The sequence below is a fragment of the Microbacterium sp. F1-18 genome, from assembly GCF_052921305.1.
In genome coordinates this window covers 313435-328201 of record NZ_JBREVD010000003.1, presented here as the reverse complement: position 1 = coordinate 328201, position 14767 = coordinate 313435, and the positions used below count along the sequence as shown (strand labels likewise).

The following is a 14767-nucleotide window of genomic DNA, read 5'->3' as shown; positions in this document are numbered from 1 at the left end:
ACCGAAAGAGACAGACATGACCACCGTCACTGCCGAAGCCACGTCGGTCGTCGGCCGCGTTGCGCGCGTCACCGGCCCCGTCGTCGACATCGAGTTCCCGCACGACTCGATCCCCGACATCTACAACGCGCTCAAGACCACCATCACGATCGATGGCGAGTCGACCGAGATCACCCTCGAGGTCGCTCAGCACCTCGGCGACGACCTCGTCCGAGCGATCTCGCTGAAGCCGACCGACGGCATGGTCCGCGGCCAGGAAGTGCGCGACACCGGCGGCCCCATCACGGTGCCCGTGGGCGACGTCACCAAGGGCAAGGTCTTCAACGTCACGGGCGACGTTCTCAACGCCGCCGAGGGCGAGACCATCGAGGTCACCGAGCGCTGGGGCATCCACCGTCAGGCCCCGAGCTTCGACCAGCTCGAGTCGAAGACCCAGATGTTCGAGACCGGCATCAAGGTCATCGACCTGCTCACCCCCTACGTTCAGGGTGGAAAGATCGGCCTCTTCGGTGGTGCCGGCGTCGGCAAGACCGTCCTCATCCAGGAGATGATCCAGCGCGTCGCGCAGGACCACGGCGGTGTGTCGGTGTTCGCCGGTGTCGGTGAGCGCACCCGTGAGGGCAACGACCTCATCCACGAGATGGAGGAGGCGGGCGTCTTCGACAAGACCGCCCTCGTCTTCGGCCAGATGGACGAGCCGCCGGGAACGCGTCTGCGCGTCGCCCTGTCGGCCCTGACCATGGCCGAGTACTTCCGCGACGTGCAGAAGCAGGACGTGCTGTTGTTCATCGACAACATCTTCCGCTTCACGCAGGCCGGCTCCGAGGTCTCGACGCTGCTCGGCCGTATGCCGTCCGCGGTGGGCTACCAGCCCAACCTGGCCGATGAGATGGGTGTGCTCCAGGAGCGCATCACCTCGACCCGTGGCCACTCGATCACCTCGCTTCAGGCGATCTACGTCCCCGCCGACGACTACACCGACCCGGCTCCGGCGACGACCTTCGCGCACCTCGACGCGACGACCGAGCTCTCGCGCGAGATCGCGTCGAAGGGTCTCTACCCGGCCGTCGACCCGCTGAGCTCGACGAGCCGCATCCTCGACCCGCGCTACATCGGCGAGGACCACTACCGCGTCGCGACCGCCGTGAAGCAGATCCTCCAGAAGAATAAGGAACTGCAGGAGATCATCGCGATTCTCGGTGTCGACGAGCTCTCCGAAGAGGACAAGATCGTCGTGTCGCGCGCGCGCCGCATCCAGCAGTTCCTCTCGCAGAACACCTACATGGCGAAGAAGTTCACCGGTGTCGAGGGCTCCACGGTCCCGATCAAGGAGACGATCGAGTCGTTCGACGCGATCGTCAAGGGTGACTTCGACCACGTGGCCGAGCAGGCCTTCTTCAACGTCGGCGGTATCGGCGACGTCGAAGAGAAGTGGGCGAAGATCCAGAAGGAGAACAGCTGACATGGCTCTGACGGTCACGCTCGTCTCCGCCGAGGCGGAGGTCTGGTCGGGTGAGGCATCCCTCGTCGTGGCCAAGACCGTCGAGGGCGAGATCGGCTTCATGGCGGGTCACGAGCCGGTGCTCGCGATCCTCGCCGAGGGCCAGGTGCGCATCACGCAGCCTGGCGGCGAGAAGATCGTCGCCAACGCGCAGGACGGCTTCCTGTCGATGGAGGGCGACGAGCTCACCATCGTGGCCGGGAACGCCGCTCTGGCCTGACCTGTACCGCGTCTACGAGAGACCGCACCCTCCGGGGTGCGGTCTCTCGCGTGTGAAGGGAGACTCCGGATGCTGGTGCTGCTACCGCCCTCCGAGACCAAGCGTGCCGGCGGCACAGGCGGGCCGCTCGTCATGGACGAGCTCGCGCTTCCGCAGCTCGCACCCCAGCGGCGCGCAGCGGTCGACGCGCTGGTCGAGCTGTCGCGCGATCCGGATGCCGCGGCGCGGGTGCTGAAGCTCGGTGCCCGCCAGCTGGGCGAGATCGCCGTGAACGCCGGGCTGAAGACCGCTCCGACGATGCCTGCGGTCGACCGCTACAGCGGCGTGCTGTTCGACGCCCTGGACTCGGCGAGCCTCGGCCCCGCGGCGCGCGCCTGGCTCGGCGAGCATGTGCTCATTCAATCGGCGCCGTTCGGGCCGGTCGCCGCGCTCGACCCGATTCCGGCCTATCGTCTCGCGGCCGGAACAGCGCTTCCCGGCATCCCGCCGCTCCGCCGTCACTGGGCTGCGGCCGGCTCCGCAGCCCTGGGCGAGCTGAACGCGTCGTTCGTGCTCGATCTGCGCTCGGAGGCCTACGTCGCGCTCGCCCCCGTGCCCGCGGAGGTGCCGTCGGCCTTCGTTCGCGTCGTCTCGGCGGGTGCCGACGGTACTGTGCGCGCCCTGAACCATTTCAACAAGCACGCCAAAGGCGAGTTCACTCGCGCTCTCGCGTTGTCGTCCGCTGTGGTGGGGTCACAGGCCGATCTCATCGCCTGGGCGGACGCGAACGGATGGGCGCTGCGAGAGGCGGCAGGATCCGCCGAGCTCGAACTCGTCGTCTGATCGGTATCGTGCCCCCGTCAAAGACCACGCGGGGGCGCGTGTTTCGCTAGCATGAGCGGCGACCGATGACGCGAGCGCGTCGTCCAGGTCACGACTGAGGAGGTCGTTCATGCCGGGTTACTACGACGACGGTGCGGGGGCGGGGGCTCTCTTCGCGCTCGTCCTGCTGCTCCTTCCCATCTTCCTGATCCTTCTGCTCGCGGGCTACATCATCAGCTCGTTCTTCTACATGAAGATCTTCGAAAAGGCCGGCGTGCAGGGCAAATGGCGCGCTTGGGTGCCGTTCTACCGCGAGATGGTCTTCGCGAAGCTCGGCGACCTCTCGCCCTGGGTCATGCTGGGCGCGATCATCGCGACAGGCGTGCTGAGCAACATCCCGGCCATCGGCTTCATCTTCGGATACCTCGCCCTCGTCGCCCTGGCTCTCGCGAGCGTCCGCGTCGGGCAGAAGGTCGGCAAGGACTGGCCGCTCGTCCTGCTCTACATCATCCCCGGCCTCGGCTCGCTGATCTGGCTGGGCATCGCAGCCTTCTCGAGCTCGCCCTGGAACCCGAACATCCAGCCGTCGCCGTGGCGTACCTCGTTCCTGCGCGACACGACGGTCTGGCAGGGCATCCCCGTGCAGCCCGACGGGGGAGCCGCGCCCGCTGCGGGCGCCTACGGAGCCGCAGGAGCCGGTTACGCTCCTCCCGCTGCGTCCAGCGCCCCGCCGGCCGGTTCCTACCCGCCTCCCGCAGCGCCGCCGGCGCCCCCGGCAGGTGCCTACCCGCCCCCGGCCGCGCAGCCGCCGGTCACGCCGCCGACGACCGAGCCCCCCGCTCCGGACGCGCCGCGGCAGTGAGCACCCGAGGAGCCCTCGTCGAAAGACGGGGGCTCCTCGTCGTCTCGCGCGCCGAGATCGCGCACGGGGGGTCTAGCGTGGAGGGATGGACGACGCAGTGCAGACCCGCCGACTCGGATCCTCCGGCCTCCTCGTCTCGGCCGTCGGGCTGGGATGCAACAACTTCGGTCGACGCGGGACGCCCACGCAGACGTTGGACGGAACAGTCGAGGTGCTCGACGCGGCCCTCGACGCCGGCATCACCTTCTTCGACACCGCCGACATCTACGGCGGCGAGCCCGGTCTCTCCGAGACGCTGATGGGCGAGGCCCTGCGGGGGCGTCGGGACCGCGTCGTCGTGGCGACGAAGTTCGGCCACAGCGCCGTCGACCTGGGGCTGCCTGGCGCCAAGGGATCGCGCGTGTACGTCCGCCGTGCGGTGGAGGCGTCGCTCGAACGCCTCCAGACGGACTGGATCGACCTCTATCAGTTGCACACCCCCGACCCCGAGACGCCGATCGAAGAGACGCTCGATGCGCTGTCGGAGCTCGTCCGCGAGGGCAAGGTCCGCTACATCGGGCACTCCAATTTCGCGGGGTGGCAGGTCGCCGAGGCCGAGGCCGTCGCGCGCGCCCGCGGAGATGTGCCCTTCATCTCGGCCCAGAACCACTACAGCCTGCTCGCCCGCGCCGCCGAGCGCGAAGTGCTCCCGGCCGTTCGGCACTTCGGGCGCGGCTTTCTGCCGTACTTCCCGCTGCACAACGGTCTGCTGACCGGAAAGTTCACGCGCGACCACATCCCGGCCGACTCACGGGTCGCGCGGGAGCGGCGTCACCTGTGGGAGAACGCACCGTGGGATGCGATCGACGCCTACCGGTCGTTCTGCGACGAACGGGGGATCACGATGGTGCAGGCGACGTTCGGCTGGCTTCTGGCGCAGCCGGCGCTGAGCAGCGTGATCGCCGGGGCGACCTCGGCCGAGCAGGTACGCTCGAACGCTGCGGCGGCCTCGGCGTGGCATCCCAGCGTCGATGAGCTGGCCACCATCGACGCGCTCTTCCCGCTGCCGTCGGATCCCGCCGCCGGCTGACCAAATCCCGCTCCACGGGTGCGTCCACTAGAGTGTGACACGCCCATCCGTCGACGAAAGAAGAGTGACAGCGTGCCCGACCCCACGACCCAATCCCGGATCGTGGACGTCCCGTCCGGTGCGATCGAACTCCGGTGGGCCGCCGCGACCGACACCGGACGTCGTCGCGACAGCAACCAGGATGCCGTTCTCGCGCAGTATCCGCTGTTCATCGTCGCCGACGGCATGGGTGGGCATATCGGCGGTGAGATCGCCAGTGCGAGCGCCGTCGAACGCCTGCGCGGCGTCGCCGACCGCGGTGTGGTCACCCCCGAAGACATCGAAGAGGCGCTCGAACGCGCGGTCGGCGACATCGCCGATCACCCCGAGACGACCGACGATGGAACCGGCACGACCGTCACGGGCGTCTACCTCGACATCGTCGACGGCGAACCGCAGTGGACGACGCTCAACATCGGCGATTCCAGGGTTTATCTGCTGCGCGACCAGGCCATCGCCCAGGTCACGACCGACCACTCGGTGGTTCAGGAGCTCGTCGCGGCCGGACGCCTCAGCCCCGAAGAGGCGGAGCAGCACCCGTACGGCAACGTCATCACCCGTGCGGTCGGGCCGAGCGACGGTGTGACGCCCGACTATGTGCGCCTCGACGTCGTGGACGGCGACCGCTTCGTGATCTGCAGCGACGGGCTGACGAAAGAGCTCACCGACTACGGCATCCTGCATTTCCTGCTCGAGAACGACGACCCCGCTGCGGCGGTGTCCGCCATGATGACCGCCGCCCTCGAGAACGGCGGTCGCGACAACGTGACGATCATCGTGCTCGACGCGCACGTCGTGGGCGCCTCGGACGATTCGTCCGACGACTCCTCCGACGGCTCCTCCCCGAGCGCGGGCTGAGTCCGGCCTTCCCGCATTCGCGGTGATCGGCCGCGCGCAGGGTGCGGGTGTCGCTTGACTCGCATACGTGCATCCGACGGTCTCGCTCGACGCCCCCATCCGGTTCCCTTCACTGCGGCCTGATCCGCAGCGGCCTCCGTTCCCCGTGTGGGCGCTCGTCGTTCCGGCTGCGGGTGCCGTCATCCTCTGGCAGATCACCGGGTCGCCTACCGTGCTCTGGTTCGCCGCGTTGGGGCCCCTCGTCGCGGTCGCGACGCTCCTCGACGGGGCGCGGGTGGCCCGTCGAGAGAGGCGCCGGTCCGCGGCTCGCGCCGAGGCGGACCTCCGAGCGGCGCACGCGGAGCTCGACGAACGGCATGCGGTCGAGCGAGCGGATCGGTGGCGTGCGACGCCCGGTCTCGCCGGCCTTCTGGTCGCGCCGGATGACCTCTGGCGGCCGAGGCCGGGGCGCGAGGTGCTGGTCGTGGGATCGGGTGATGCGCCGTCGCACACGGGTGTCGAGGGTGACGCGCCGCCGGCCTTCCGACGGGCCGCCGCGACGGTTCGGCAGGCCCCGGTCACCGTGCCGCTCGAGGCTGGAGTCGCCGTCGTCGGGTCCGTCGCTCCCGCGGCATCGATCGCGCGCGCTCTGGTGCTGCAGATCTGCCTCGTCCACGCGCCCGGCGAGGTCTCGGTCGTCGCCGCGCCGGAGGACTGGGCCCGTGACCTCCCGCACACCTCGACGCCCGGGGGATTGCGGCTCTGGTGGGGGACGGGTGCTCCGCCTCCCGACGCCGACATCGTGATCGTGTGCGCAGATTCCGCTGCTCCGCCGCCCCGGTGCGGGGCCGTCGTGCGGGTGACCGGCGTCGACGACGCAGTGCTCGGGTACGGTGGCTCGTCCACGACCATCCGCCCCGAATCGATCGGGCGCGAGCAGGCGGCGGGGACCGTCGCGCTGCTTCGGGAGCGCGCTGCGGCGGTGGCTGCGGATCACACGGCGAGTCTGACCTTCGATGAGCTGCCGACGCCGCGCGGTGCGGGACTCACCGCCGTCCTCGGCGCGGGCCGTGGCGAGCCGGTCGAGATCGACCTCGTCGAGGACGGGCCGCATGCGGTCGTGGTGGGGGTCACCGGCAGTGGGAAGAGCGAGCTGCTCGTGACCTGGATCGCGGCGCTGGCGCGACGCCTTCCACCGGCACAGGTGAACTTCCTCCTCATCGACTTCAAGGGCGGCCGTGCGTTCGACGCTCTCTCGTGTCTGCCGCATGTGGCCGGTGTCGTGACCGACCTCGACGAACGCAACGCGGTGCGCGCGATCGAGAGCCTCCGCGCCGAGGTCCGGCATCGCGAGCGGGTTCTCGCCGAGCTCGGGGCACGCGACATCGCCGAGACGGACGACGCGCTGCCGCGGCTGGTGGTCGTCGTCGACGAGTACGCCGCGCTGACGGCGGCCCATCCGGCGATGCACGACGTGTTCGCCGATATCGCCGCCCGGGGGCGTGCGCTCGGGATGCACCTCGTGCTGGCGACGCAGCGCGCGGCGGGGTTCCGCGAAGCGGTGCTCGCCAATGCGCCGCTGCGGATCGCGCTGCGCGTGTCGGATGTCGCCGAATCCCGCGCGGTGCTCGGCTCGGCCGAGGCCGCCGCGTTGCCCGGCGGACGCGATGACCGTGGGGCAGCTCTGGTGAGGCGGCCGGCCGACGCGCAACCGCTCCTGGTCCGCGTGAGTCGGTGCCCGCGGGCGGCGATCGAGGACATCGCCCGTGCGGCGGCCGGAGCGCACCCCGCCCGTCGCCCCTGGCTGCCGCCGCTGCCCGACCGTATCGAGCTCGCCGGGCTGAGGCAGGAGGATGCGGTGGTCCTCGGCCTGGCAGACGAGCCCGCCGAGCAGCGCCGGCGCGCCGTGGTGCTCGATCGGCGTGCGCCGGGGGCCGCCGTCCTCGGCCGCGCGGGCTCGGGGCGGACGACGCTGCTGCGGACCATCGCCGCGCAGGTGTCACCCGGGCAGGTGTGCTGGGTGCCGGCCGACCTCGAGAGCGCGTGGGACGTCATCGCCGTTCTCGACGATGTTCCGGAAGGGTGGGTCATCGTCGTCGACGACCTCGACCGCCTGCTCGGCTCACTGCCCGACGACTACAGCGCTGCCGCTGCCACGATGCTGGAACGTGTCGCACGTGATGCGCGTTCTCGCGGTATCCAGTTCGTGTGCGCGGCACAGCGCGTCACCGGGGCCGTCGGCAGGATCGTCGACCACCTGCCCGATCGTGCCGTACTCACCGCGGTGTCGCGCTCGGAGCACGTCGCCTTCGGCGGCGACGCGTCGCACCACGACCCCTCGGCACCCGCGGGGCGGGGGAGGTGGAGCGGGGCTCTCGTCCAGTTCGCGGATCCCGGCGAATCCCGCCCGCTCCGCCATGACGCTGGGGGACCCGGTGTTTTCGAGCCGCGTTGCGCCACGGCGTTCGTCGCACCCCCGACGGGCGCCACGCATGCCCTGCTCGATCACTGGCGCGAGCAGGGGGTCGAGATCTCCACCGTCGACCAGACGACCTCCCTACGGCCAGGCAGAGTGGTGTGGGGCACTCCGGAGGCATGGATGGGCCGTTGGCGCGCGGCCGCGGCCGGCGCGCAGGGACGCTGTCAGCTCGTCGTCGACGCCGCGAGCGCAGGCGACTTCCGCCTCGTCACCGGCAACCGAGAGCTGCCGCCGTACGCTGCTCCCGGTCGCCGACGTGGCTGGATGATCGATACCCGGACCGATCGCGTCCGACGGGTCGTGCTGCCGCTCAGTGCTGCCGCTCAGCCCAGTGCGTCGGCCGACGAGTCCGCCGTGATGCCGTGAGCCGCTGCCACGCCGGCGTTGACGACCCGTCCAGCGGTGGTGTTGAGTCCGGCCGCGAGCGCGCCGTCGGCTCGCAGCGCCTGCCGCCAGCCGTGGCGGGCGATCTGCCGAACGTAGGGGAGCGTGGCGTTCGTCAGCGCCGAGGTCGAGGTGTTGGGCACGGCGCCGGGCATGTTGGCCACGCAGTAGAACACCGTGTCGTGCACGCGGAAGGTGGGGTCTGCGTGCGTCGTCGGCCGGGTGTCCTCGAAGCAGCCGCCCTGGTCGACGGCGATGTCGACCAGCACCGAGCCCGGCCGCATGCGTGCGACGGTCTCGTTGCGCACGAGCTTGGGCGCCTTCGCACCGGGGATCAGTACCGAGCCGATCACGAGATCGGAAGCCACGACCGACCGTTCGAGATCGAGCGGGTTGGAGGCGGCGGTCTTGACACGACCCTGGAAGTGATCGTCGAGGAAACGGAGACGCTGGATGTTGGTGTCGAAGATCGTGACATCCGAGCCGAGCCCTGCGGCGATGTACGCGGCGTTCGCCCCCGCCACCCCACCGCCGATGACGGTGACCGTGGCGGGTCGGGTTCCGGGCACCCCGGACATCAGCAGACCGAGACCCCCGGCGGAGCGCAGCAACGTGGAGGCTCCCACCATCGGGGCCAGGCGGCCGGCGACCTCGCTCATCGGCGCGAGAAGCGGCAGGCTCCCGCCGGGGAGCTGCACGGTCTCGTAGGCGATCGCCGTCATGCCGCTCTCGATCAGGCGGTCGGTGAGCGGTCGGTCGGCCGCGAGGTGAAGGTAGGTGAACAGCACCAGATCATCGCGGAAGCGGTGGTACTCGCTCGCGATCGGCTCTTTGACCTTGAGCAGCAGCTCAGCACGGGCCCAGACCTCGTCGGCGTCGTCGAGCAGCACCGCACCCGCGTCTGCGTACTCCGCGTCGGGCAGCGACGAACCCTCGCCGGCGCCACGCTGGACGAACACGTCGTGACCGTTGACGACGAGGTCGTGGACACCCGCCGGGGTGAGTGCGACGCGATACTCGTTGTTCTTGACCTCACTCGGAACGCTGATGCGCATGGCAGTCCTTTCTGCGCTCCCTCGTGAGGAGCCGCTACACCGTCGGCCGGATGATGCCGACGTTCTGTCCGCCGCCGAGCACGGTCAGCGGGAGATGAGAGATCACACGGGCCACGGGAGCGGCTTCGAGCGCCCCGGCCCGCACGAGCAGAGTGAGGGCGATCGCCGACGCCGCGCGGCCGTTGCCGTCGAGCACCTTCAGCGCAGCCGTCGTGCCGTCGGGAGCGACCATCACGAGCACGCCCTCCGCCCCGGTCTTCGCGAAGACGCCGAGTCGTTCGATCGCGACGGTGTCGGGCCGACCGGGACCGTCGATGGTCCACGGGTTCTCACGAACCGCCCGCACGAGAGCGCCGGCCATGCGGTGCAGGGCGAACGGCGATCGTTCGCTCGCGGTGCCGATGCGTTGGATCGCGCGCCCGAGCGCGATGAGGCTCATCGCGTACACCGGGGCGCCGCATCCATCGATCGCCATTGCCGACGCCTTGGTGCCGGTCAGCCGCTCGATCACCTCGCGGGTGTGCACCTGGAGGGGGTGGTCGGGGTCGAGGTACGTCCTGGTGTCCCAACCGCTCGCGACGCATGCGGCGAGCATCGCGGCGTGCTTGCCGGAGCAGTTCATCCGGATGCGGGTGGGGGCACCGAGCTCGCGCACGATCTCATCGCGCGTCGCGGTGTCGCCCGGCCAGGCGGGAGGGCATCCGAGGTCGTCCTCGCCCAGGCCGGCTTCGTTCAGGATGTCGCGCACCACGGAGACGTGCCGGTCGGTTCCCGAATGGCTGGCTGTCGCGAGGCCGAGTCGTTCGCCTTCGAGGGTGGCTCCCGCGGTCATGCTGGCGAGCGCTTGCAAGGGCTTCAGGGTCGAGCGGGGGAGGATCGGGGCGTCGACGTCGCCGAGGGTTCGGATCGGGGTGCCGTCCGCACCGAGGACGACCGCTGCGCCGGCGTGGCGCGACTCGATGAAACCGCTGCGCTCGACGACCGCGAGTTCGACGGCGGCGGGAACGGCGAAGGTCTGCGGCACCCCGACAGCCTACCGTCGCGGGCCCCGCCATGCGCCGTGTCAGACTGTCCGCATGTTGGGCGAGCATCGATACTCCGTGCGGGCCGAATGGACCGGGAATCGTGGCACCGGAACCAGCGGTTACCGAGACTATGACCGCGCCGTCACGCTGAGCATCGACGGCAAGCCGGCTCTCGCCGCGTCGAGCGACAAGCCGTTCCGAGGCGACCCGACCCGGTGGAATCCCGAGGACCTCCTCCTCTCTGCGCTCTCCGAGTGCCATCTGCTGTCGTATCTGCACGCCTGCGTGACGGCCGGCGTGGTCGTGGTCGCTTATACGGATGACGCGACGGGGACGATGCGCGAAGACGGGCGTGGCGGTGGGGCGTTCGCGGAGGTCGTGCTGCGGCCCCGGGTCGTCGTCGCCGAAGCGTCGATGCGCGAAGCCGCGTTCGAGGCTCACGCGCAGGCGAACGCGTGGTGCTTCATCGCGAACTCGGTGAACTTCCCGGTGCGACACGAACCGACGATCGTCGTCTCGGGCGCGGAGTGATCGGCCGGGTCAGCGGCGTTCGTGCGGCAGGGCCTGTTTGATCCGCTCGACGGTGTTCTGCGGCGGGGCCTCGTTGTACGCGCCTGCCAGTTCCTGACCCGACAGGGCGTGGATCGCGGCCATGATCTCATCGGTGGCGTTGCGACGAGCGCGACCGGAGTCAGCCGAGCCGTGGTGGCTCAGGTCGAGCGGCGCGCCGAATCGGACGGTCACGCGCGGGCGCAGCCGCGGGAACTTCGCTCCGACGGGCATGATCTCGCTCGTTCCGACGAGTCCGACGGGGATGACGGGCGCACCGGTCTGCAGCGCGAGGAACGCGACACCGGTGCGGCCCTTGTAGAGGCGGCCGTCGAGCGAACGCGTGCCCTCGGGGTAGAGCGCGGTCGACCATCCCGCGTCGAGCATCTTCTTCTGCTGATCCAGGGCATCGAGCGCGGCCTGTCCAGCACCGCGACGGACCGGGAACGCGCCCGCGGCGTAGAAGAACTCTCGCGACAGCCAGCCGCGGAAGCCGGTGCCGTCGAAGTAGCTCGACTTCGCGAGGAACCGCACGGGACGCGGTGAGGCCATCGGGATGATGAAGGAGTCGATGAACGACAGGTGGTTGCTCGCCAGGATGACAGCGCCCTTGCGGGGGAAGTTCTCGCGGCCCTCGATGCGCGGCCGGTAGATCATGCGCGCCAGGGGCGCGAGCACCCACCGTCCGATCACATAGGTGAGTCCGATTCCCGGGACTGCTTCGACGGCGGCTGCGGCTTCGTCGTGCTCGCCGGGCTCGCCGGACTGCGGCTCGGTTGCGTCAGCGTTCACCAGACGAGGCTACTGCGGAACGCATGACTCCGTGGACATGTTGTGCACGCGCGCTCCGCCCCCGGTCCGCGCACCACGTCTGTGCTGCAGCGGCGCCGATGAACGACGACCCGACGCGAGTGGTCGTGTCGGCATCGGCTGAGGCGCCACTCGCGTCGGCTCGCGCGTTCTCAGCGCACACCGATGCTCGTGCGAGAGGATGAGGACTCCGTCTCCCCGATCGAAGAGGTTCTCCGTGCGTCTGCGCCCGTTCGCCGCTCTGTCCGTCGTCGCCGTCTCGGCGCTTGCGCTCGCCGGCTGCGCGAGTGGCGACTCTGCCACCGAGTCGCCCAGCCCGAACGCTTCCGGCGCATCGGAGCAATGCCTCGTGAACGCCCAGCCGGGGGAGGCCTCCGACAGCATCGAGGTGTCGGGTTCGGCGCCCGAGCTGACCGCGAAGGTCGACCCGGGCCTTGAGCCGACGGAGATCGAGCGCACGCTCACGACCCGCGGCGACGGCGACGACCTCGTCTCCGGCGACCTCGTCTCGGGCTCCTACGCGATCTACGACGGTGCGACCGGTGAGCTGCTCGAGCAGTCGCGCGACACCTCGCCCGACGACTCGGGCCTGGTGCCGGTGCTGCTCGACCCCCAGCAGTATTCGGTGTTCGTCGCGGCCCTCGAATGCGCTCCGCTCGGATCGACCGCGGCGCTCGCGATCCCCGGCTCGGCCTTCGGCGAGGGACGCACAGCCGTCGTCGTCGTGGCGGAGGGCGTCGAGAAGCTTCCGACGCGCGCGACCGGAACCGACCAGGCGCCGGTCGACGGGATGCCGACGGTCGAGCTGGCCGAGAACGGCGCCCCCACCATCACCCTGCCCGGCACCGACGCTCCGCCCGAGGTGCAGCTGGCCGACCTCAAGACCGGCGACGGTGCCACCGTTCAGCCGGGTGACACCGCCTTCGTGCAGTACACCGGTGTGAAGTGGTCGGACGGGTCGGTCTTCGACTCCAGCTGGGACCGCGGCCAGCCCGCGGCCTTCCCGACGACCGGTGTGGTCGCCGGATTCCAGCAGGCGCTCGAGGGGCAGCAGGTCGGTTCGCAGGTGCTCGTCGTCATCCCGCCCGCTGCGGGTTACGGTGCGCAGGAGGGCAGCGAGCTCCAGAACGAGACACTCGTCTTCGTCGTCGACATCCTGGGCGTCCAGCGCACCCCCGTTCCCGCCGCAGGCTGACGGCCCCCGTCAGCACGGCCGCAGCACCTAGGCTGACGGCATGCGTCGCGTCCTCATCCTCGGCTCCACCGGATCGATCGGGACGCAAGCGCTCGATGTCATCGACTCCCGTCGTGACCGGTTCGAGGTCGTCGGGCTCGCCGCCGGCTCGAACGCTCGGATGCTCGAAGAGCAGGCGGCGCGATTCGGTGTGACCCGAACCGCCCTCGGCGCGGCCGATGCGGAACGTCTCGTCCGTGATGTCGAGGCCGACGTCGTGCTCAACGGCATCACGGGCTCGGTCGGGCTGGGGCCGACCCTGGCTGCGCTCGAGTCGGGTCGCACGCTGGCGCTGGCGAACAAGGAGTCGCTGATCGTCGGGGGCGAGCTCGTCACGTCGCTCGCCGCGCCCGGTCAGATCGTCCCGGTCGACTCGGAGCACTCCGCGATCGCACAGGCGCTGCGATCAGGCACGCCCGACGAGGTGCGACGGCTCGTGCTCACGGCATCCGGCGGGCCGTTCCGCGGCCGGCGTCGCGACGAGCTGGCCACCGTCACCCCTGCCCAGGCCCTCGCCCACCCGACCTGGGACATGGGACGCGTCGTGACCACCAACTCGGCGACCCTCGTCAACAAAGGGCTCGAGGTCATCGAGGCGCACCTGCTGTTCGGTGTGGATTACGACCGCATCGACGTCGTGGTGCACCCTCAGTCGGTCGTCCACTCGATGGTCGAGTTCATCGACGGGTCCACCATCGCCCAGGCCTCGCCGCCCGACATGCGTCTCCCGATCTCGCTCGGCCTCGACTGGCCGCGCCGGGTCGCGGGAGTGGGGTCTCCGCTGGACTGGACCCGCGCGAGCGAGTGGACCTTCGAGTCGCTCGACGACTCCGCGTTCCCGGCGGTCGCGCTCGCGAAACGGGTAGGGCGCGCGGGCGGAACTTACCCGGCGGTGTTCAACGCCGCGAACGAGCAGGCCGTCGAGGCGTTCCACGCGGGCGCCCTGGGCTTCCTCGGCATCGTGGAGACCGTCGAACGCGTGGTCGACGCGCACCGTCCGCCGGGCGAGCTCACCCGGGAGTCGCTCGCGGAGGCGGAGGCGTGGGCGCGGAGCGCCGCAGACCGAGCGATCAGCGTGGTCGAGTGACGCTCACCGTCAGTACACGGTGAGACCGCGATCGGCGAACTGGCCGCGGACCCGCGCGAGCAGTTCCGCATCCGGCGTCGGGCGACCGGCGAGCGGATAGGGGATTCCCAGACGCTCCCACTTCGACGTGCCCATCTGATGGAACGGCAGGACCTCGACCCGCTGCACGTTCTGCCACCGGGCGACGATGTTGGCGACGGCGTCGACGTTCGGGACGGCATCCGTGAGGCCGGGGACGAGCACGAACCTCACCCACACCGGAGTGCCGCGGGCCGCGAGGCGGTCGCCGAACTCGATCGTCGGCTGCAGGTCGCGGCCGGTGACCTCGCGGTAGGTGTCGGGCAGCCCGGACTTCACGTCGAGCAGGACGAGCGAGACGTCGTCGAGCAGCGCATCGGATGCGGCGCGGCCGAGGTTGCCCGATGTGTCGATGGCGACGTGGACACCGAGCTCGGTGGCGGCCCGGGCCAGACGCGTGACGAAGGCCGCCTGTTGCAGCGGCTCGCCTCCGGAGATCGTCAGCCCCCCTCCTGTCGCCCGGAAGACCGGCAGGTACCGGCGCAGACGGGCGACGATGTCGTCGAGGGAGGTGAGCTCGCCGTCGCGCTGACGCCAGGTGTCGGGGTTGTGGCAGTACTGGCACCGCAGCGGACATCCCGCGAGGAAGAGAGTCATCCTGGTGCCGGGGCCGTCCACGGAAGTGACGAGCTCCCAGGAGTGCACACTCGCGACGTGCCCGGACCGTCGTGCGGCGAGACGGTCATGACGGGGATCGCTCAGATCGGCGGTGCAGGCTTCACCCGGCACCAGGATGG

At 70.3% G+C, this 14767-nt stretch carries 14 protein-coding genes; 10 read left to right on the top strand and 4 right to left on the bottom strand.

The window, feature by feature from the left end:
• The first annotated feature begins 16 nt into the window (after positions 1-16).
• The 7 genes from atpD (at position 17) to ACU6RU_RS10205 (ending at position 8174) form a co-directional block, all read left to right on the top strand.
• Positions 17-1462, top strand: a complete 1446-nt coding sequence (gene atpD, locus ACU6RU_RS10235) for a F0F1 ATP synthase subunit beta (protein WP_094260016.1) — start codon at positions 17-19, stop codon at positions 1460-1462.
• Position 1463: 1 nt separating this feature from the next.
• Complete coding sequence (locus ACU6RU_RS10230; protein ID WP_023955192.1) at positions 1464-1721, top strand: F0F1 ATP synthase subunit epsilon; 258 nt, start codon at positions 1464-1466, stop codon at positions 1719-1721.
• A 69-nt stretch (positions 1722-1790) separates the two neighbouring features.
• Positions 1791-2543, top strand: a complete 753-nt coding sequence (locus ACU6RU_RS10225; protein WP_446726478.1) for a YaaA family protein — start codon at positions 1791-1793, stop codon at positions 2541-2543.
• A gap of 109 nt (positions 2544-2652) precedes the next feature.
• Positions 2653-3384, top strand: coding sequence for a large exoprotein (locus tag ACU6RU_RS10220; RefSeq protein ID WP_446726477.1), 732 nt, complete (start codon positions 2653-2655; stop codon positions 3382-3384).
• Positions 3385-3469: 85 nt separating this feature from the next.
• Positions 3470-4453 carry an aldo/keto reductase gene (locus ACU6RU_RS10215; RefSeq protein ID WP_446726476.1) on the top strand — a complete coding sequence of 328 codons (984 nt, stop codon included), beginning with the start codon at positions 3470-3472 and terminating at the stop codon, positions 4451-4453.
• Between the two features lie 72 nt (positions 4454-4525).
• Positions 4526-5350 (top strand): PP2C family protein-serine/threonine phosphatase, encoded by an 825-nt coding sequence (locus tag ACU6RU_RS10210; RefSeq protein WP_120264824.1) that lies wholly within the window; start codon positions 4526-4528, stop codon positions 5348-5350.
• A 67-nt stretch (positions 5351-5417) separates the two neighbouring features.
• The gene (locus ACU6RU_RS10205) at positions 5418-8174 is read left to right on the top strand and encodes an FtsK/SpoIIIE domain-containing protein (RefSeq protein ID WP_446726475.1); all 2757 of its coding nucleotides are present in this window, start codon (positions 5418-5420) and stop codon (positions 8172-8174) included.
• Here ACU6RU_RS10205 and ald read toward each other — a convergent pair.
• Positions 8132-9247: an alanine dehydrogenase gene (gene ald, locus ACU6RU_RS10200; protein WP_446726474.1), complete on the bottom strand. Its 1116-nt coding sequence runs from the start codon at positions 9245-9247 to the stop codon at positions 8132-8134. The genes ACU6RU_RS10205 and ald overlap by 43 nt on opposite strands.
• A 34-nt stretch (positions 9248-9281) precedes the next feature.
• Positions 9282-10271, bottom strand: a complete 990-nt coding sequence (locus ACU6RU_RS10195) for an asparaginase (protein WP_120264827.1) — start codon at positions 10269-10271, stop codon at positions 9282-9284.
• Between the two features lie 52 nt (positions 10272-10323).
• Here ACU6RU_RS10195 and ACU6RU_RS10190 point away from each other — a divergent pair, with 52 nt between their 5' ends.
• On the top strand, positions 10324-10803 hold the full coding sequence (locus tag ACU6RU_RS10190; RefSeq protein ID WP_120264828.1) for an OsmC family protein: 480 nt from the start codon (positions 10324-10326) through the stop codon (positions 10801-10803).
• A gap of 9 nt (positions 10804-10812) precedes the next feature.
• On the opposite strand, the gene ACU6RU_RS10185 is transcribed toward ACU6RU_RS10190, so the two are convergent.
• The gene (locus ACU6RU_RS10185) at positions 10813-11616 is read right to left on the bottom strand and encodes a lysophospholipid acyltransferase family protein (protein WP_396652171.1); all 804 of its coding nucleotides are present in this window, start codon (positions 11614-11616) and stop codon (positions 10813-10815) included.
• 232 nt (positions 11617-11848) lie between these two features.
• Between ACU6RU_RS10185 and ACU6RU_RS10180 the strand changes: the two genes are divergently transcribed.
• Together ACU6RU_RS10180 and dxr are read left to right on the top strand one after the other, a co-directional pair.
• Complete coding sequence (locus tag ACU6RU_RS10180) at positions 11849-12826, top strand: FKBP-type peptidyl-prolyl cis-trans isomerase (RefSeq protein ID WP_446726473.1); 978 nt, start codon at positions 11849-11851, stop codon at positions 12824-12826.
• 40 nt (positions 12827-12866) lie between these two features.
• A complete protein-coding gene (gene dxr, locus ACU6RU_RS10175) occupies positions 12867-13952 on the top strand; it encodes a 1-deoxy-D-xylulose-5-phosphate reductoisomerase (protein WP_446726472.1) in 1086 nt (361 codons plus the stop codon).
• Positions 13953-13961: 9 nt separating this feature from the next.
• On the opposite strand, the gene pflA is transcribed toward dxr, so the two are convergent.
• Positions 13962-14765: a pyruvate formate-lyase-activating protein gene (pflA, locus tag ACU6RU_RS10170; RefSeq protein ID WP_446726636.1), complete on the bottom strand. Its 804-nt coding sequence runs from the start codon at positions 14763-14765 to the stop codon at positions 13962-13964.
• Between the last annotated feature and the right edge of the window lie 2 nt (positions 14766-14767).